The sequence below is a fragment of the Pseudoalteromonas sp. S3776 genome, assembly GCF_005886915.1.
Taxonomy (GTDB): domain Bacteria; phylum Pseudomonadota; class Gammaproteobacteria; order Enterobacterales; family Alteromonadaceae; genus Pseudoalteromonas.
Genome location: NZ_PNCU01000017.1, coordinates 112,819 through 130,964, shown reverse-complemented (window position 1 = coordinate 130,964; position 18,146 = coordinate 112,819). Strand labels below are relative to the sequence as shown.

Sequence of the window (18,146 nt, the reverse complement as noted above, 5' to 3'; positions counted from 1 at the left end):
TGGGCCAGCCAGAATTCGCTGCAAACTCTATATGGCAGCTATTGTCGCTGGACAATGGAATAAAAGAATAAAACAACACAAGTTAGCATTAATAAATAACGGTAAAACACCGATGCAAGCTGTGTGTGCAAATATGCGAAAGCTCATCCATATATGTTTTGGTGTAATAAAAAACCAAGAAGTGTTTAAGCTCCAAGAAAGTTAAATACGACCTTGAAGCTTAAAATGAGAGATGGTATCTACAAGTAAAGCTTAACCGATGTTTTGTAGACATGCAGCTTGCTGACGTGATGAGCACAGCTCGTAATTATTTAGCTCTGCAGCACCAAAATATACACGCATCAAAAAAGCTCACATATTGTGAGCTTTTAAAAGTTACTTAACGCCAATTTTAACTTACTGCTGCTTTTGCGGCGGGAAGTTACTTAAAATATTAGCGACTGTTTCTTTAATTGATGCTTCGCGTTGCTCAGGCGATTGTTTTTTCTTTAATCGGCCTTCTTTTGCACCGCGCCATACAAGTTGGTTTGATTCGCGGTCAATAATATCAATCACCAAAGTACCCACTTCGTATTCGCGGGCGCTAATATCGCGTTGAAAACCCGTACCCCAGTATCCCCAACGTGCGCCGTAGCCTACGTTAAAGCTGTCTACTTCAAGCTCTTTATCTACCGATGCATGGTAGTTAACTAATACGTCAGCTTGTGCGGCGTCAACTAGGGTCATACCTAATGTTTGGCTAAGTTCTTTATTAACAGCCGTACGTACGCGTTTTTCCATTAAACCGTTAATTTGGTAGTTTGTGGTGTCTTTGGTTAGGCTCGCGTTTTCTACCCAAGCAAATGTTTTAAAATTACTAAAGTTGGCTGATTTGTCGTAATCCCAGTCTGGGGTTTGCGTACAGGCTGTAAGTAATGCCAGCGCTGCAACAATAAGTATATTTTTCATTACCTTTGCTCCAATAAAATGCGTTAATTTAAAAATAACACACATGGTTTAAATGTGTATTAGTTTAACGTCCTAAATTTTAGTTTAGTTAGTTTGCCTTAACGGCCAATTAACTGTGTTCAACTTCTATCCAGTCTTTTTCGTCTACCCAATTTTGTGCGCCATCCTTTACTGAACGAATAGGCACAATGTAATCACAGCTTACCTGCGGCTTAACCGAGGCAAAAATTGGCACAAAGCCAAAGCTCAATGCGGTTTCTATAATTGCTTTTTGGTTTTGTGGGTCGATATCGGCCGCTTCATCTATATAAATAGGTATACGGTAAAGGTTTTGTTCTTGATCGCTTAATAAGTAACGAATAAACAACATGCCACATAATAACTTAATGGTGATACGTGTGCCGTTTGAACCGGCTGAATCGATTTTTTCAAAGTGTTCGGTTTCACCTGCGCGGTTTACCACTTCAAAACGAATGTCGAACAAATCAGTTAAGGTTAGGCCAGCTTTGTCTGAGGCAAGTTTGATTAAGTGATCTTTTGCTTCGTTTACCGCGCTTTCGCTGTAGGGTTCTTGGCTTAATAAATCAAGGGTGTCGCCTTGCTCAAACTGATGCGACGTGCTGATAATGGTATCAATACTATCAACCAGCATCTTGCGCGGTATCACGTTAATTTTAAACGCTTGCAGGTTAGAAATACGGTGCTGGCTTATACCTTTGTTAAAGCTGTTCATTTCGCGACGAAGGCGGTCTAAATCTTCACGCAAGCCTTTAATGGTTGCGGCTACTTCAGTCAGGGCTACGCGGCCTTGGCGCTCAACAGCATCGCGTTCGTTATCAAGGTTATGAAACGCGCTAATCAACTTTTGGTATTTAGTAAATTCGTCGTTTTCGTTATCGAACTTAGTAATGCCTGCGTTATATACATGCAAATAGGTATTACGCACGTTTATGTCAAAATTGCGCAGCTCTTGGCAGTCTTTATTAAAATGATGTACTAGGTCGCTTAAGTTATCAAAGTCGACTGTTATATCAATCATGTATGGGGTTACTTTACCGCTGTATAAATCGAGTGTGTGATCAATTCGTTCGCTTTTAACTTGGCGTAGGCGCTCAGTTTGGCGATTAATTTGCTCTTGCTTTGATTTAATTAACGAGCGTCTGTCTGCAATTGAGCCACTATTTTTTTGAATATCTTGCAGGTAGTCGTCAACTTGTTCGCGCTCTGCTAATAATTGCTCTTTTAGCATGGCTTGCGCTTCTACCGACTGCTGCATTACCTCAAATTGCTCTAAGCGTTTAAGTGCGCTCTCTGCGCTCAATAGTTCATCGTAAAGCGCATCTTTTTCTTTTTGTTTATCGGCCACGTTGGCGGCTACTTCGCGCTGTTGTTTAAACTCTTTTAAGGAGCGTTCAAGCGCGTCTAATTGAGCGCTAAGCTGGGCTTTGTTTTCGCCGCTTTGCATTTGTACAGGCGAGAGTTTTTTAAGCTTAATGCTTGCCCCTGGAAGGGTTAGCACACCGCCTTTAACGTTTTCACTTAATAGCGATAAAAATTCCCCAAAGGCGTCTTCGTCATCAATGGTTATATCGCCCTGGCTGGTGGTTGCGAACGAGAGTAGGTCGGGATTTAAAATGCGCGATATTTCTTCTACTTCTTTAAGTGATAAGTCTTCGCGCATACGAGTAAACAAATTAAACTCAAGGTTTTTAAGCTGTAGTTTTAAACTTTTTATTTGTTTTTGGGTTTCGCTAATGCGGTAATCAAGCGTATGTAGGCTTTGCCCTTGTGCGCTGGTAATAGAGTGCGAAAGCGACTCGTAATCGTGCTTAAGCTGGCCAAGGCTAGTTTTAAGCGTGGCCTTATTTACCAGCTCAAACTCGCTTTTTAGGGCGCTGTAATCTAAAAACCATTGCTCAATTTGGGTTTGTTTGCGCTCTATATCGCGCGATTGCTGCACGTATAAGCTTTGCTTTTGTTCAAACTCGTGTTTTTCGTGCTCTATATCTTCAAGGGCAATGGCGAGTTCGCTTAGTTGCTCTTCTTGGTAGGTGTCAAAGTCTATTAGTGCTTGGTCAATTTTAGGTGCGTAGGCTGCTAACTTACCTTTAAGCACGGTTTGGTTTTCAAGCATTGATTCAAGCGCACTTATAGGCTCTTGCATTGATTCAAGCGCTTTTAATTCGCGTTTAGCGCGGTTTACTTTATCAAACGAGCGACGCCATACTTCATAAAAGTCCACTTTAGAGTTTGACATATGGCGCTCAAACACACGTAACATAAAGCGTTTTACATCGCTTGCGCCTAATTTGTGTAAGTTAAGAATACGCCTAAATATTTCTTTATAAATGGCTGAGTCTTGCACGTTATTAAGCGGTATCATTTTTAAATTAATATCGCCATCAAACGGGGTAGCGCCGCCGGTAAGTAGGGCGTTTAGCTCTTGTGCTTTTAGCTCTATTGGGTTGTAACCTTGCGTTTTTAAATGATTAAACAGCTTGGTAAACTTAATTATGGTATTACCTTGCGTGTACTGCGCTAAATCAAGTTTGCCCTGATAACAAAAGTACTGATGCGCATAACCAGCTATTTTACCAAGACCTGCGACCCCAATTACGACTGAGCCATGAGGGAGGTTAGCTTCAAGTAAAATGTACGATTGATCCGATGAAAAATAAAATTTACGGGTTTCATCTAAATCATGGCCGTCCCACTCGGTTAGGCGCAAATCGTTTATTAGCGGAAACTGCAGGGCGTTAATAACCGAGCTTTTACCGGTATTATTTGGCGCACAAATAGAGCTGCTTTTATCAAGCGGGATCACACACTTTGCATAGCCTGCGGTATTAAGTAGGGCGAGTTTACTTAGTCCGTATAAGTTTTTCATTGCTCGTCCTCCGTAATGTAGGTTTCTTCGTTTACTTCCATGAGTGCATCAATGTAACGGTGAATAGGCGCTTGTAGCATAAAGCCGCCTTCTACTTCGCGGGCAAGGCCTAAACGTACCATGCGCAGGTAAACGTCTTTTCGTAAATCTGAGCCCGAAAATATCTCAAGCTGATCAAACAAGTGTTTGTTAATTTGCACTAAGGTTTGCATAAGTTCTAAATCGTTTACTTCATCAAATAGGGCGTGCATTGGGTCTTTACCTGTATTGGCAAAGTGCTCAATTAAAATGTAAATGGTTAGCGCAATAGCACGGGATATTTTACCCATGTTTGGTGTGCTTTCGTCGCTGGCAAAATAGTAAAAGCCACGGCTGTCATGTTTTAAATCGTGGCCCAGGGCGCTAAATAAGGCGCTGTAAGATTCTATGTGTTGGTCAAGTTCTTGCCACATTACGTTGTCTTGTTCGCAAATATGATAACCCGCGCCTAATTTTTTATTAATGGCTTGCAGGTGTGTTAGCTCGTCTAGGTTTATATGTGTCATGTGTTACTCGTCTGCCTTTGTCTCTGGCTGAGGCGCTGAATTAAATGGGTATAACGAAAAATGCTGGCCAGCAATTTTTATGCGCGCTTTTTCATCGCTTTGGCTAATGAGTACATCGCTGTCGCTAACTAATTTTTGATATAAAAATAGCATTTCGTCGGCCTCTAACTCGGGGTAGCTTTCGTCTAAAAATTGCAGCAATGGCTGAGGCTTTTTGCGTTTTTTATTAAAGCGTTTTGCAAAGGTTTTTTTAACATCGTGGTAATCAGGAATGTTAGGCGTTACAAATGCCGGTACGTCTTGTTGCTCTGGAAGCTGGTATTCTTCGTGTTCAAATTCTACCAAGCTTGCCATGTAGGCTACTATATGGCGCGGTTGCCCAAGCGAGTTACGCTGCGCATCACTTACAAAGTTTGGTTGCACCGCACTTAGCATGTTATCTACGCCATTTTTACGCACCAGGCCAAGCACTTTTGCCGCTTGGCGGGTAATTAAGTTATTACGGCGTAGCTCTTCGCGTAGTGGCATAAGCATATCGGCACTTTTACGTAAGCTTTCTCGGCCAATCAAATGCATTTCGAGTATACGGGTACGTAATTGCTCAAGTATGCGTTTGTCACTGTACGCTTTACCTGAGCGTTCAATGTGCTCTATTTGCTTACTTATTTGTTGCTCAATAAGTGTAAAGCAGGCATGAAAATCGCCACTAATATCGACCATTTCAAGCATGGGCTCTATGTATTCGTCAAAGGCCTCTATTACGGCTTTGTATCGCTTTTGCAAAGATTGCACAGCGTGATCAGATTTAGCCTGCTCAACAATATTTAATATGGCGTTTTCGTTGTGTGCGTAAAGCTTCATTATTTTACGCACCCGATCATCCATAATGCGGCTATAGCGGCGTAAATCGTCAAAATCTTCCATGCTACCTGCGTTATCCAAACGGTTTCCTAGGCGCGCTAAATCATCCACTAAAACGCTAATTTCTTGTGCTAAGCCTAGGTGTTCTTCTTGTAATAAAAAGGTCGCAAAATCGGCTATTGCACGGTTAATTTCAAGCTGCGAAGACTTAGCCAATGGAATAAGTATATCTTGATTGAGCAGACGATTAGTTTCTTTGTATATGCGCTCGTTTGTCCATGTTGGCTGCTTTTGCTTAATGGCATTTTGTACGTCTTTTAGGCTAAAGTCGGCCATTTTAAAACGTTTAAATAATAGCTCTAAAACACCCCAATGTTCGCTAAGGGTATTTAGCAGCTTTTTAGCTGGGATCATATGAGGTTACAACATCCTAGTATTTTATTATTGAGTTCTTAAAGTTGACTCATTATTACGTATTCTACCAGTAAATAGTATTCGTTTTTAAGACCATTTAATAATAGTTTTTGCATGAGGGCGGTGCTAAAATTCGCGCCGAAATTGGGCACGCACAAAGGAGTGATTTTTGTGTGTTCTTTAAAACTATATCAAAGGTTATTTAACTACCATGGTCCCCTCGATAATTTTAACCCTAATAGCGATTGCCTTCTTACTGATCGTTATAGAAGATATAATTCACGTAAATAAAGCTAAAACAACGCTATTTTTTGGCACGCTTTGTTGGATTATACTTTTTGTTAACCCTCTTCATGGGCAAAGCCCCACCGAAATTCAGCACCTTTTAAACGAAAACATACTAGAAATAGCCTCACTGTGGCTATTTTTAATGGCCGCCATGACTTTTGTTGCGTATTTAAATTCTAAAGGGTTTATAGAAAACATAGTGCATCGGGTAATGCCTAAAAGCATTAGCGAGCGACAACTTATGTTTTTAGTGGGCGGGTTTGCTTTTTTGTTTTCGTCTATTTCTGACAACGTAACCGCTACCCTTATATCACTTGCTGTGGTTATGTCGTTACAGCTTGAAGCTAAAAAGCTGATTAAATACGCCACACTTATTGTGTTTGGGGTTAACTCTGGCGGTGTATCGTTAATAACCGGTGATGTAACCACCTTAATGATATTTTTAGATGGCAAAGTGTCTATTGCCAACTTATTACTGCTTATAGCGCCTGCGTTTATAAGTGTGATGTTACTAGCGCTTTTGCTCTCTATTGGTATGAAAGGGAAAATAGAGTTCCAAGGCTCGCAAAAAAAACGCATAGAAAAAACCGACATTACTATTGCCATTATATTTTTATCAACCGTGGTAAGTACGTTAACGCTTAGCGTAATTTATAGCGTACCGCCGCTACTTACATTTTTATTTGGTTTGTCGGTTATGTTTTTAGTGGCGCAATTTTTAATGCGTAAAAAAGATATAAACAAAGACATAATAGACTTTGTGCGCGACATAGAATACGACACGCTACTGTTTTTCGTTGGGGTTTTATTATTGGTAGGGGCATTAAAAGAGATTGGCATTTTAAGTAAATTTACCGATTTATACGCAATAATGTCACCTGAGTACGCTAACTACTTAATGGGCATATTATCTGCAGGGGTTGATAATGTACCGCTTACCGCAGCCTTATTAAAAGCAGATATAGTAATGAGCCAACAGCATTGGTTGTCGTTTACCTATGCAACAGGGGTAGGTGGGTCAATGCTAATAATTGGTTCAGCAGCGGGTATAATTGCAATGAGCAAACTTAAAGCACTTACTTTTACTAGTTATTTTAAATTATCACTGCAATTATTAATTTGTTATACCGTAGGTTATACAGGCGCATATTTTATGGGTAGCTTTGTTTAATTTTACTATAAATGCTTGACACCTAGACGTCTAAACGATAACTTTCAAAGCCCCGCTAATTAGCGGGGCTTTGTTTTATTTAGCCAATGGTTAATAAAGCATTCAGAAGAGGTGCGATACTTAGGTATTTAATGGTAGGTGACGAACGCCCATAACCATTAAAGAGGGAAGTACTCGCCGAGGAAAACAAAGTTACGTCGACAATGTTTTTCGGTTTATGGGGCTGAATCCCCAAAACTGTCACCAACTTAGGTGGAGAGCTTCTGGCAGCGGACACATCAAATATATTCCTTTGCCAAGTTCTTCTTGTTTTTCAGCGGTCTGGATACCGCGAAAGGAGACGAAATGACTACCCAATCAGCGCCACGAACAGTGCCACAAACAGTATCAGGCGCAAAATCAGATTACATCGTTGCCAAATTTGGCGGAACCAGTGTTGCAAACTTTGAAGCGATGAATCGTTGCAGCGAAATTATTGTTGCAGATAAAAGCGTACGTATTGTTGTTGTGAGCGCCAGTGCTGGCGTAACTAACCACTTAGTTGCATTGTGCAAACCCGACCTTAGTAAAGAACAACGCCAAGAGCACATTGATGGCGTATTGGCTATTCAGCAGGCTATTTTAGATGAGTTGTCGCTTGATGCCGATTTAGCCGTAGGCTTTAACGAAACATTAAAAGCATTCCAAACACTAGCCCTTGAAACACTTACTACAGATCAACAGCATGATGAATTACTTAGCTTTGGTGAGCGCTTGTCGTCTTACTTATTTGCGCAAGTGCTGCGTTTAAAGGGCTTAAATGCTGACCGTTTTGATGTACGAAAAGTACTTAAAACCGACAGCCAGTTTGGTAAAGCAACACCTGATGTTAAAGCCACAGCGCAAGCGGCTAAAGAAGTATTAATTCCGCTTTTAGATGAGCAGGTAATTGTGACTCAAGGCTTTGTTGGTAGCGACGAGTTTGGCCAAACAACCACGCTTGGCCGTGGTGGCTCAGATTACAGCGCAGCATTACTTGCAGAGGCAATTAACGCTAAAAGCGTACATATTTGGACCGACGTAGTGGGTATATTTAGCACCGACCCTCGTTTGTGTGCAAAAGCAACACCAATTGCCCGTTTAAGCTTTGACGAAGCCGCAGAAATGGCTACATTTGGCGCAAAAGTGTTGCACCCAGCCACTATTTTACCAGCCAGCCGTAGCCACATTAATGTATTTGTCGGCTCAAGCCGTGAGCCAGAGCGCGGTGGGACGTGGATTGAGCGCGAAAAATCTCACCAGCCGGGTATTCGCGCGGTAACGCAGCGTAAAAACCAAATATTACTCACACTTAAAAGCCCAGAAATGCTATTAGCAAGTGGCTTTTTGGCCCGTGTATTTACCATTTTAAGTGAATTTAATATATCGGTCGATTTAGTGACTACCTCAGAAATAAGCGTAGCCATTACCCTTGATAACGCGCCCAATGCCTCGCGCCCTGAGCTTGAGCAAGCGTGTTTAGATAAGCTTGCTGAATTTTGCCATGTATCGGTTGAAAATAACTTAACGTTAGTGGCGCTTATAGGCTCTGAAATACAGCTTCGTCAACACGAAATGAATTTAATGAATGTTCTAAAAGAGTTTAATATTCGTTTAATTTGCCACGGTGCAAGTAAGCACAACCTTTGCTTTTTAGTAGAGCAGGGCGAATCTGATACTGTAGTACAAGCAATACATAGCCGCTTATTAGAAAGCGCTGCCTAAGCTTATAAAGCCAAGTTATTAAGTATCTAAGTTATTAAGCACATAGCACCGCCAGTCGGTGCTTTTTTTATGTGCCACGCTTACGTCAAATAGCGCATTGGCACACGCTATATTGTTGCTCGTTGCTACAAGGTTTTGCTGTGAGAACTCACTAAATACATTTGGGCTAAGCAATTGCGCTATAGGGCGGTTAGTTGCTTTAGCGAGCGCCTCTTTTAAAGTCCAAATTCTAAAGAATGTGTACGCTTGGTCCACAATAGCAGTAGGTGCGGTAATTAAGTCAATTTCAGCTTTATTGTAAAAATGTTTAGCGAGCTTTTCGAATGGGCGTTTTAAGCTTATTTTTTCAATATCAAACCCAAACTCTGTATTAGTAACATTAAGAGCTACACCCACTAAGCCATGTGAGTGCGAAATACACGTATTAATAACGCTGCGGTTTACATGGAGCTGAAGTTTTGAGCATTTTTCATTAAAGTGGGTGCTCATTTTATTAAGCGGTACGTGCGCGTATTGGGGCTGAGTATGCTTTGTAAGCTGCTTTAGCAATATACGCGATGCTAAATATTCTTGCTTTGCTTGCATGCGTTTACGGCGATTTATAACGCTTAGTTCAAATGGGCTTAGGTACTGGGTTAAATCGAGGTGTTCTACTTTAAGTGTGTTGGCATTAAACACTAAAATAGTATTGTTGCTACGGGGTAAATCGCTATAAAAAGAGGGAGCAATACTTAGGGTGTTTTTAAAAAAATGGTTAGTCATACACGCTTAAATTAAGAGAGTGCTGTAATAATGAGCGGTTAACAGCGCTTATTTATGCCAGCAGCAATTTTATTACTCAGTTGGCATTAAATATGGTTTAATTCACAATAATCAAAGAATAACAGAATTTGTAGATGTATGGCACAAGTGCGTGATGGATTTCAAAGCCGTTTTGGTTTTGTTTTAGCCGCTGCAGGCGCAGCAGTGGGTTTAGGTAATATATGGGGTTTTCCTACGCAAGCGGCCAACCATGGTGGCGGTGCATTTTTATTGGTTTACTTTGTTGTTATATTTTTACTTGCGCTACCTGCACTTTATACCGAGCTTTATTTAGGGCACCAAGCACAAGCAAACCCAGTAAAAGCATTAGGGAATGCGTGGCAAAATACCAACAAAAAAGTTGGGGCTGCGGCGGGGTATATAGGCCTTGCGGGCGCTGTGGTTATGCTTAGCTTTTATTCTATTGTAGCTGGGTGGATGCTTTCATACGCTATTGAACCCATAACGTCATTTTTAGGCTTTGATGGCGCAAGCGAGTTTTTACATAGCGACTCGGTACTGCGCAATTTTATATTTACCCCGCTTATGCTTATTTTAACAGCCAGTATTATTTTAAAAGGGGTTAAGTCGGGTATTGAAACCTGGTCGCGCCGCTTAATGCCATTACTGCTAGTTTTATTGGTTGGCTTAATTGTTTATATAGCTAGCCTAGATGGCGCAAGCGAAGGCTTTGCCGCGTATTTAATACCTGATTTTAACCAAGTGCTCGACCCTAATTTAATTATTGCAGCAATGGGGCAGGCGTTCTTTTCGCTCTCGTTAGGTGTAGGGTGCATGATGATTTACGGCTCTTACTTACAGCCAAATGCAAACCTGCCAAAACTAACCGCAAGCGTTGCACTACTCGATACAAGCGTGGCATTTTTAGCCGGTTTACTCATTGTGCCTGCCATTTATGTAGCGCAGCATAACGGCGTTGAAGTGTTTAACGGCGGTAAATTAATTGGCGAAGGGCAGCTTATTTTTGCCATTCTCCCAGAACTATTTAGCACGATGGGCGAAATTGGTTTATTAGTCGGCTTATTGTTTTTTGTACTTATGTCGATTGCCTCGGTTACATCTACTATATCAACTACTGAGATCCCGGTTGCCTTTTTAGTCGAAAATCATCAAGTTGATCGCACCAAAGCCACGTGGGCTGTAAGTTTAGTTGTGCTTGTATGTGCAAGCGCAATAATACTAAACTTTGAATGGTTATTTGGTTTGGTAATTATGTTGTTTACCCAATACCAATTACCGCTAATGGGGTTATTTTACTTTATTACGGTAGGTTGGATGTGGCAGCGTGGGAATAAATTACACGAGGCAACAACAGGGGTTCACTATTGGTTTGCTCAGTACATTCGTTTTGTGTGCCCAATATTAATGACCCTAGTATTTGCTAACGTTGCGTTTGGGTGATTATGGCTCAGCCATAGAGCTAGCATTAAAAATAAATTAATAAAGCGAAGTGAACTTATAAACTCACTTCGCTTTTTTGTTTCTATATTTAAATAACTTATAAAACCTCATTAGTTAGGGGCTTACCTTGGCTTATTTCCAGCGCATTTTGTATGGTTGTATTGGCAATCTCGGTAAGTGCTTCTTGGGTAAAAAAGCCCTGATGACCTGTTACTAATACATTTTTAAAACTGACTAAGCGCGAGAATATATCGTCCTGATTTATTTCGTCACTGTGGTTTTTAAAAAATAGCTCAGATTCTTGCTCGTACACGTCGAGCCCTAAATACCCCAGCTTTTTAGTTTTAAGTGCGTTAATACACGCTTTACTATTAAGCAGCGCGCCACGCGAGGTATTAATAAGCATAACGCCGGGTTTCATTTTATTAAACGCGTCATCGTTTATTAAGTGGTGTGTGTGCTCGTTCAATGGGCAGTGCAGTGAAATTATATCGCTTTGCGTAAGCAGCGAATCTAAATCGGTAATGGTGTAATTGCCAGGTGTTGCATAAGGATCGCACACTAAAATATGCGCGCCAAAGCCATTTAATATTTTACAAAGTGCAAGGCCAATTTTACCACAGCCTATAATTCCAACTGTTTTGCCATGTAAGTTAAAACCTAATAAACCGTTTAAATCAAAGTTGTCTTCGCGTACGCGGTTATAGGCTTTATGTGTTTTACGGCTAAGGGTAAGCATAAGTGCCACACAGTGCTCAGCTACGGCTTCTGGGCTGTATGCGGGTACTCGTAATACCTTAATGTTGTGTGCTTTAGCGACAACTAAATCAACATTATTAAACCCCGCACAGCGAAGTAAAATAGTGCTCACACCAAGCTCTGCCAATTGCTCTATTACGACGGCATTAACCGTGTCGTTTACAAATACACACACCGCATCAAACCCTTTAGCAAGCAGTGCTGTTTGCTCGTTAAGCGCTTGCTCAAAGTAACAAACCTCTATTTGAGGGTGTTTACTAATACTGCGCTCAAAAAATGGCTGCTCGTATTTTTGCGTACTAAAAAAAGCAATGTTCATGTTATTTACTCCAAAGCCTAGCTGTTATAGCAATCCGCATAATCAGGAGATCTATTTTGAGGATGGAAGAACGTGTTGATAGCAAGGCAAAAAATTCGCTATTTAGTTGTTCTCGGCAATTGCTCCTGCATTGCTCTACCTTCTGCATTCATGTAGTCGTAAATGAGAGTTTTTTAACGCAGATAGCAACACGTTTAGCCCCAAAAATAATTAAGTATTATTGTGCATTGGTATTATACATAACCTTAAACTAGTTTAATAAAGCATGCTTGAGTAACCACCGGTTTATTGATTTAGAATAATTAAGCACCTTTTAATGCATTAAAGTTGGGTATTATTTTAGCGTTATTTAAATTATTAGCGCTCACCGCGCTAGGTAAGTTTGCCTCAATGACCTGTTTAAGTGTTTCGGGCTTGGTGCGTGGAGCGTAACGTGCAACCAGCTGCCCATCACAATTAATTAAAAATTTAGTAAAGTTCCACTTTACGGCGCGGTTTTGTGAAATACCACGTGTGTGCGCTTTTAAATAATTAAAAAGCGGGTGCGCTTCAGGTCCGTTGACCATCACTTTTCCAAACACCTCAAACGAGACATTAAATTGCGCTTGGTAAAAGTCTTTAATGGCTAAATTATCAAGCGGTTCATTTTGACCAAATTGATTGCACGGAAACGCCAATATTGTAAATCCGCTTTTTTTGTATTCTTGATAAAGTTTTTCAAGAGCACTTAACTGCATAGAAAAGTTACACTTACTGGCTGTATTTACAATAAGTATGGTTTTACCTTTTAATTGGCTAAGGGAGAAACTTTCACTGTTATAAAGTGGTGCGTTAAATTGATAAATGCTATCCATAGGTTACCTACTTAATTTCCAGTTTGTGGAAATTTTATAAAGACTTTCATTCGCTTTTTCACCATCCGATTGACATAATCGGAGCCTAGTTTCTAAGTTATCAGGAAAATAAGGCACTTTTATGTCAATCAATGTTGCATTTATAGGTTTAGGGGTAATGGGTTACCCTATGGCAGGGCATTTAGCAAAATCTGGTTTTAATGTGTGTGTGTATAACCGTACTACAGCTAAGGCTCAAACGTGGACAGAACAATACACAGGTTGCTTTGCGCCCACTCCACGTGAAGCGGTAAGTGAAGCCGATATAGTGTTTATGTGTGTTGGGAACGATAACGATTTACGCTCTGTAGTATATGGCGACGACGGTGTTTTAGCCGGCATGTTACCACACACGGTATTAGTTGATCATACAACAACCTCAGCTGAAGTAGCGCGTGAAGTAGCAGCAAAAGCAGCCTTGAAAAATATCGATTTTATAGACGCACCCGTATCAGGCGGGCAAGCTGGTGCTGAAAACGGCGTGCTTACAGTTATGGCAGGCGGAAACGAAGCTGTTTTTACTAAAGTGCAACCCGTAATGGCATCCTATAGCCGTTTTAGCCAGTTATTAGGCGATGTGGGCGCAGGGCAGTTATGTAAAATGGTTAATCAAATTTGTATTGCCGGCGTAGTGCAAGGCCTATCAGAAGGCCTACATTTTGCCAAGCAAGCAGGCCTTGATGGTGAAAAAGTAATTGAAACCATTTCAAAAGGGGCTGCGGGGTCGTGGCAAATGGAAAACCGCTACAAAACAATGTGGGCAGGAGAGTACGAGTTTGGTTTTGCGGTAGATTGGATGCGTAAAGATTTAGGTATCGCGCTTGATGAAGCTAAAAACAACGGTGCGACGTTACCGATGACCGCAACGGTTGATCAGTACTACGCTGATGTACAAGCACTTGGTGGCGGCCGATACGATACATCAAGCTTACTTGCACGAATAGAAGCGCTGCATAAAAAATAACGTCTACATTGAGTCTATCAATGTAAACGCGAAGCTTGCTTGCGTGATAAGCAAAGCCCGTAAAGTGATTAATTCACAAAGAGGGTAAGAGGCGCTGCGCTTTTAGAGGAAGAGATTTATTAAAAACGATTAGTGGCTTATGTATTCTCATCTACTCCTCATTTGTTTTTCTTTGTGAGTAGTGTGTTATTTAAGCATTTAAAAGCTGCGCTTTTCACGTGAGCAAGCTCTTCTTCTACCGCTAAGGGTAGATATGGGTTTTACTTGTAGACGCCAAGCTTGCTTGCATGACGGGCAAAGCCCGTAAAATGATTAATTCACAAAGAGGGTAAGAGGCGCTGCGCTTTTTGAGAAAGAAATTAATTAAAAACGATTAATGGCTTATGTATTCTCATTTGCTCCTCATTTGTTTCTCTTTGTGCAAGGATTTTTAGGCTTTGCTTATAGTAATGAAGTTATATAAAACAAAAAAACGCGATACTTTATTGCTAAAGCATCGCGTTTTAAAAGTGCTCTACACAAATTTAAATTACATGCTTTGTGCGTAATTATATAAAGCCTTTAAAATGGTCAGGTTCTTTTCGCTGTCGTCGTGTTCATGGGCCAAGTTCTCAAGGGTGATCATAAAATCTTGTGCACTGATAGAAGGTTGATCTTCCCCGTGCATTAGCTTGTTTTGACAATACTGACGCCATTGGTCAAGTTCTTGTTGGTTTAGTGTTTCTGGCCAGTTTCGTGCGCGGTATCTAAACAGTAATGTATTGAACTTTTTATCTTCAAAATCTAAATTTAAGCCAGCGAGTTCCTCTGGTTTAGCATCACGTATAATCGCAAATTTAGCTTTGTCGGCATGGCTGGTAAAGCCATCGTAAAGTAGGTAATCAACGTTAGTGGTGGCACTGTAATCGCCTTTTTCGTTAAATACTTCAGTTACCTTATCGCGAAGCTCGGTATTGGCTTTTAAAATAGCTAAATTCGCGAGGCACTGCTCACGGTCAATTCCCAAACGGGCTGCGTTTTCAGGCAATAATGTTTTAGCAGGCGCTAAAATAGGGCACTTGTTTAAATGCACTAGTTTTAAACCAACAGGTAAATCACCCTCGGCTAAATCAATACGTTTTGTATATAAACGGGTGCGTAACTCTTCTACATTTAAATCAATGAGTACTTGCGGGCTTTGGGTTAAATCAAAACAAATAACCGCGTTTTTATTTACCGGGTGAAAGCTCATAGGCGCCACCCATGTGGTACAGCCCTGCGTTGCAGGAATGCGCGATGAAGTATGTACCAGCGGCGTCATGTTAAATACATCAACTAACTCACTTAGCGCTTTTTTATTACGCAGCCCAAAAAAGAAGTTATAAAGCTTTGGTTGTTTTTCTTTTATTAGTTTAGCCAGTGCAATAGTGGCGGTTACATCGCTTAGCGCATCGTGCGCAGCAGCGTGTTCAATACCATTTGCTACCGTTAAATGCTCAAGCTTAAAGCTTGGGCTACCGTCTTCTTTTAGTGGCCATTCAATACCCTCAGGGCGAAGTGCGTAACATGCACGTACTAAATCAATAATATCCCAGCGGCTATTATTGTTTTTATATTCACGCTCGTACGGGTCGTAAAAGTTGCGATAAAAGCTATAACGGCTAACTTCGTCGTCAAAGCGAATACTGTTATAACCAGCCACACAGGTGTTTGGCACACTAAATTCGGCATGAATTTTTGCTATAAATTCAGCTTCAACCAAGCCTTTTTTCATCGCCACTTGTGGCGTAATGCCCGTAATTAAACACGCCTCAGGGTGGGGCAAGTAATCCGCTTGCGGCTTACAATATTCAATAAGCGGCTCGCCAATTATATTTAAATCAAGATCGGTACGAATACCCGCAAACTGGCTCGGCTTATCCTTTTGAGGGCTCGCCCCCCATGTCTCATAATCGTGCCAGTAGATTGTTGCTTGATTTTGCTCTTGATATGCCATGCTAAAAACCCTGAGTAGTTAACTTAAATGCGTCTAAATACGCGCCAAGTTACTAAATTTATGAATTATTTAGATTATGGCATATGGACGAGGGAGTTTATAGGTTTGGGTGAGAAATGAAGTTACGTATATTTCTAGTCGAAAGTAATTTTTACAATTCTAATTTGAGGTAAGATATGAAATAAGAAAAATCAGAGAGATTTTTAAGGCAGGTTGTAAGTGAAATCCAGTTTACACAGATATTTGTTTTTACTTTGGGGGAGTGTATATTTATTAGCATTAAGCCTTGGTTGTATTTCCATTTATATAAACTCTAACTCTGTAACCGATGTTTGGTCTGCTTGGGGGAGTTGGGTTGGTGGGGTATCTGCGTTTTTCGCTTTTTTTATCGTTGGTTATGAATATCTTATTTATACAAGGAATAGAGGTATTGATGAGCAAGTACACTTAAAAATCAAAGTATGTGGAGAGCTGTTACTCTTTTATGATGGTATATATAAGTTATTGCTTCTTCAACTTAATATCACAATTTTAAAATATTCATGTGAAAGTAATGGTTCAGAATCCCAAAAAATAAATAATATTTCAGCTATAGAACAGAGGGATAAAATGATATCTCTTAATGATTCGTTTCATCATACTTATGCAAAGCTGATAATGAAATCTCCACACCTAAAATCTTATTTAATATCAGAATATCAAGACTTAAAAAATGAGTTGGAATTAGCTAATATCAACGCATTTTTCTTAGTTGAACTTACTCGTTCAACAAAAGATTTTTCACTGGACGATTGGAAATATGTTTATGCTAATAAGTATTCAAAAATGCTTACAGAGGAAAGGGTTGATATAAAAGATATTGAATTTATGACGAAAGTTTTAGTATCAAAAATTGAGGCTTTCAGAGATAAATTATGAGCTTAACTAATAACAGCTAATCTCAATAGTATTGACACAGTTTATAAGCTTAAAAAATGGTGTTTAAACCGGGTCAACATTGCATTTTTGGGTATAGAGCACAGTGGAAGCTGTATGATCAAATATTTATCTAAAGTAATAGCGAAGTTTAGTTAAATGGTGCTTATATTGCCCGTGTATTTGCTGCAATTTACCCTAGTCATATTAAAGCATTGATGTTAATTGAGCCTGTATCAGAGCATGATGTAGATATTATGCGCGCGATTGATTTACCATGCGCTGAAAAAGAAATTGCAGCAATAAAGATTGATGACATGAAAATGGCATGTAGAATCAGTATTTAGATTTTTGGACAAAACGTCCGCTACCTGATTACCCTCAAATTGCCGATATACCGGTGACAGTCATCGCCTCAGTTAAAAAGTATAAAAATCCATCTGTATTATTTTTTACTGACAAAGCGCGTGAAATGTGGGGCGACTTACATTTTAAGTGGGTTAATGCATTTCCTCAAGGTGAAATAATAATAACAAATAAGAGCTATCACTACCCGCAAAATGATGAGCCAGAAATGGTTGTAGCCCAAGTAGTTAAGTTACTAGAACGCACTAAATAAGTTTAAGTATCGTTGGTTGTTTTTATGAATATCAATTACCGTTAATTAGTAGTTTGGCATTAGACTAAAGTCTATAAGTTAATTTTCTTCACTTATTGGTTTTGTTTTAATCGTTTGTCGTTTTTATTGTAATTCTCTAAAGTTCAGTTGTCGGCAACAAGCACGACTAACTCAACAGGAATATAATCATGAAAAGCTCACTTATCAAAACCATCGCTCTTGGCTCTTTATTAACTTGCTCAGCTGCTGTAATGGCTGATACAAGTGACTACAAATTAATGGTTATCGAACAAGCCACTGCACCACAGCCACTTGAGCAGTCATTTAACAGCTGTGCTCTTAATGTTAAATCTAAGAATTACGCTGAGGCTGAAGCAATTTGTACAAAAGCAATTGCACTATTAAAAGATGCAGATGGCCCTAAATTTAAAGTACGCCAACTTACGTCATTCGCGTTAAGTAACCGAGGGGTTGCGCGCTTAAAATCTAATAATGACACAGCAGCTATTGCTGATTTGTACGAGGCAGCGCAAATGTCTAACAGTACAATGGTATCGCACAATTTAACACTTGCTAAAGAAGAGCTTGCACTATAAAAAAGTGCTAAACATGCTTTAATTAA

General features: G+C 40.1%; 14 protein-coding genes, 2 pseudogenes and 1 riboswitch. Of the genes and pseudogenes, 8 read left to right on the top strand and 8 right to left on the bottom strand.

All coding sequences use genetic code 11. The features are described from left to right. Nucleotides 1–205: pseudogene (locus CWC16_RS20050) on the top strand (IS110 family RNA-guided transposase); the annotation flags it as partial. A 191-nt stretch (nt 206–396) separates the two neighbouring features. Here the strand turns inward: CWC16_RS20050 and CWC16_RS08970 are convergent. From CWC16_RS08970 to CWC16_RS08955, 4 genes are all read right to left on the bottom strand, one after another. Further along, nucleotides 397–948 carry a DUF4136 domain-containing protein gene (locus CWC16_RS08970; protein ID WP_055015191.1) on the bottom strand — a complete coding sequence of 184 codons (552 nt, stop codon included), beginning with the start codon at nt 946–948 and terminating at the stop codon, nt 397–399. A 109-nt stretch (nt 949–1,057) separates the two neighbouring features. Next, nucleotides 1,058–3,835, bottom strand: a complete 2,778-nt coding sequence (locus tag CWC16_RS08965) for an Mks condensin complex protein MksF (protein ID WP_138541299.1) — start codon at nt 3,833–3,835, stop codon at nt 1,058–1,060. After that, nucleotides 3,832–4,380: a condensin complex protein MksE gene (locus tag CWC16_RS08960; protein ID WP_138541298.1), complete on the bottom strand. Its 549-nt coding sequence runs from the start codon at nt 4,378–4,380 to the stop codon at nt 3,832–3,834. Before CWC16_RS08960 ends, CWC16_RS08965 begins: the two co-directional genes overlap by 4 nt. 3 nt (nt 4,381–4,383) lie before the next feature. After that, nucleotides 4,384–5,655 carry an MksB family condensin complex protein gene (locus CWC16_RS08955; protein ID WP_138541297.1) on the bottom strand — a complete coding sequence of 424 codons (1,272 nt, stop codon included), beginning with the start codon at nt 5,653–5,655 and terminating at the stop codon, nt 4,384–4,386. A gap of 211 nt (nt 5,656–5,866) precedes the next feature. On the opposite strand from CWC16_RS08955, the gene nhaD reads away from it, so the two are divergent. Next, entirely contained in the window at nt 5,867–7,114 is a 1,248-nt protein-coding gene (nhaD, locus tag CWC16_RS08950; RefSeq protein ID WP_055015187.1) for a sodium:proton antiporter NhaD, read from the top strand. Nucleotides 7,115–7,212: 98 nt separating this feature from the next. Beyond that, nucleotides 7,213–7,385: riboswitch (Lysine riboswitch) on the top strand. A 74-nt stretch (nt 7,386–7,459) separates the two neighbouring features. Beyond that, nucleotides 7,460–8,857 (top strand): lysine-sensitive aspartokinase 3, encoded by a 1,398-nt coding sequence (gene lysC / locus CWC16_RS08945; RefSeq protein ID WP_138541296.1) that lies wholly within the window; start codon nt 7,460–7,462, stop codon nt 8,855–8,857. 18 nt (nt 8,858–8,875) lie between these two features. Here the strand turns inward: lysC and CWC16_RS08940 are convergent, their stop codons facing one another. After that, nucleotides 8,876–9,619 carry a 4'-phosphopantetheinyl transferase family protein gene (locus CWC16_RS08940; RefSeq protein WP_138541295.1) on the bottom strand — a complete coding sequence of 248 codons (744 nt, stop codon included), beginning with the start codon at nt 9,617–9,619 and terminating at the stop codon, nt 8,876–8,878. Between the two features lie 138 nt (nt 9,620–9,757). Here CWC16_RS08940 and CWC16_RS08935 point away from each other — a divergent pair, with 138 nt between their 5' ends. Then, nucleotides 9,758–11,080, top strand: a complete 1,323-nt coding sequence (locus tag CWC16_RS08935) for a sodium-dependent transporter (RefSeq protein WP_138541294.1) — start codon at nt 9,758–9,760, stop codon at nt 11,078–11,080. Nucleotides 11,081–11,177: 97 nt separating this feature from the next. On the opposite strand, the gene CWC16_RS08930 is transcribed toward CWC16_RS08935, so the two are convergent. Continuing rightward, the gene (locus CWC16_RS08930) at nt 11,178–12,158 is read right to left on the bottom strand and encodes a 2-hydroxyacid dehydrogenase (protein ID WP_138541293.1); all 981 of its coding nucleotides are present in this window, start codon (nt 12,156–12,158) and stop codon (nt 11,178–11,180) included. 302 nt (nt 12,159–12,460) lie between these two features. After that, a complete protein-coding gene (locus tag CWC16_RS08925) occupies nt 12,461–13,012 on the bottom strand; it encodes a glutathione peroxidase (protein WP_138541292.1) in 552 nt (183 codons plus the stop codon). A 121-nt stretch (nt 13,013–13,133) separates the two neighbouring features. On the opposite strand from CWC16_RS08925, the gene CWC16_RS08920 reads away from it, so the two are divergent. Then, nucleotides 13,134–14,015: an NAD(P)-dependent oxidoreductase gene (locus CWC16_RS08920; RefSeq protein WP_138541291.1), complete on the top strand. Its 882-nt coding sequence runs from the start codon at nt 13,134–13,136 to the stop codon at nt 14,013–14,015. A 529-nt stretch (nt 14,016–14,544) separates the two neighbouring features. Here CWC16_RS08920 and sbcB read toward each other — a convergent pair. After that, nucleotides 14,545–15,990: an exodeoxyribonuclease I gene (gene sbcB / locus CWC16_RS08915; RefSeq protein WP_138541290.1), complete on the bottom strand. Its 1,446-nt coding sequence runs from the start codon at nt 15,988–15,990 to the stop codon at nt 14,545–14,547. A 219-nt stretch (nt 15,991–16,209) separates the two neighbouring features. Between sbcB and CWC16_RS08910 the strand changes: the two genes are divergently transcribed. The 3 genes and pseudogenes from CWC16_RS08910 (at nt 16,210) to CWC16_RS08900 (ending at nt 18,120) form a co-directional block, all read left to right on the top strand. Further along, a complete protein-coding gene (locus CWC16_RS08910) occupies nt 16,210–16,908 on the top strand; it encodes a hypothetical protein (RefSeq protein ID WP_138541289.1) in 699 nt (232 codons plus the stop codon). Between the two features lie 158 nt (nt 16,909–17,066). Further along, a pseudogene (locus CWC16_RS08905) lies at nt 17,067–17,524 on the top strand (alpha/beta fold hydrolase); the annotation flags it as partial. A gap of 188 nt (nt 17,525–17,712) precedes the next feature. After that, nucleotides 17,713–18,120, top strand: a complete 408-nt coding sequence (locus CWC16_RS08900) for a hypothetical protein (protein ID WP_055015177.1) — start codon at nt 17,713–17,715, stop codon at nt 18,118–18,120. Nucleotides 18,121–18,146: the final 26 nt, after the last annotated feature.

Excerpts from the sequence above, each read along its gene's own strand:
- CWC16_RS08970 (WP_055015191.1), bottom strand. The coding sequence starts at position 948 with ATGAAAAATATACTTATTGTTGCAGCGCTGGCATTACTTACAGCCTGT.
- CWC16_RS08965 (WP_138541299.1), bottom strand. The coding sequence starts at position 3,835 with ATGAAAAACTTATACGGACTAAGTAAACTCGCCCTACTTAATACCGCA.
- CWC16_RS08960 (WP_138541298.1), bottom strand. The coding sequence starts at position 4,380 with ATGACACATATAAACCTAGACGAGCTAACACACCTGCAAGCCATTAAT.
- CWC16_RS08955 (WP_138541297.1), bottom strand. The coding sequence starts at position 5,655 with ATGATCCCAGCTAAAAAGCTGCTAAATACCCTTAGCGAACATTGGGGT.
- nhaD (WP_055015187.1), top strand. The coding sequence starts at position 5,867 with ATGGTCCCCTCGATAATTTTAACCCTAATAGCGATTGCCTTCTTACTG.
- lysC (WP_138541296.1), top strand. The coding sequence starts at position 7,460 with ATGACTACCCAATCAGCGCCACGAACAGTGCCACAAACAGTATCAGGC.
- CWC16_RS08940 (WP_138541295.1), bottom strand. The coding sequence starts at position 9,619 with ATGACTAACCATTTTTTTAAAAACACCCTAAGTATTGCTCCCTCTTTT.
- CWC16_RS08935 (WP_138541294.1), top strand. The coding sequence starts at position 9,758 with ATGGCACAAGTGCGTGATGGATTTCAAAGCCGTTTTGGTTTTGTTTTA.
- CWC16_RS08930 (WP_138541293.1), bottom strand. The coding sequence starts at position 12,158 with ATGAACATTGCTTTTTTTAGTACGCAAAAATACGAGCAGCCATTTTTT.
- CWC16_RS08925 (WP_138541292.1), bottom strand. The coding sequence starts at position 13,012 with ATGGATAGCATTTATCAATTTAACGCACCACTTTATAACAGTGAAAGT.
- CWC16_RS08920 (WP_138541291.1), top strand. The coding sequence starts at position 13,134 with ATGTCAATCAATGTTGCATTTATAGGTTTAGGGGTAATGGGTTACCCT.
- sbcB (WP_138541290.1), bottom strand. The coding sequence starts at position 15,990 with ATGGCATATCAAGAGCAAAATCAAGCAACAATCTACTGGCACGATTAT.
- CWC16_RS08900 (WP_055015177.1), top strand. The coding sequence starts at position 17,713 with ATGAAAAGCTCACTTATCAAAACCATCGCTCTTGGCTCTTTATTAACT.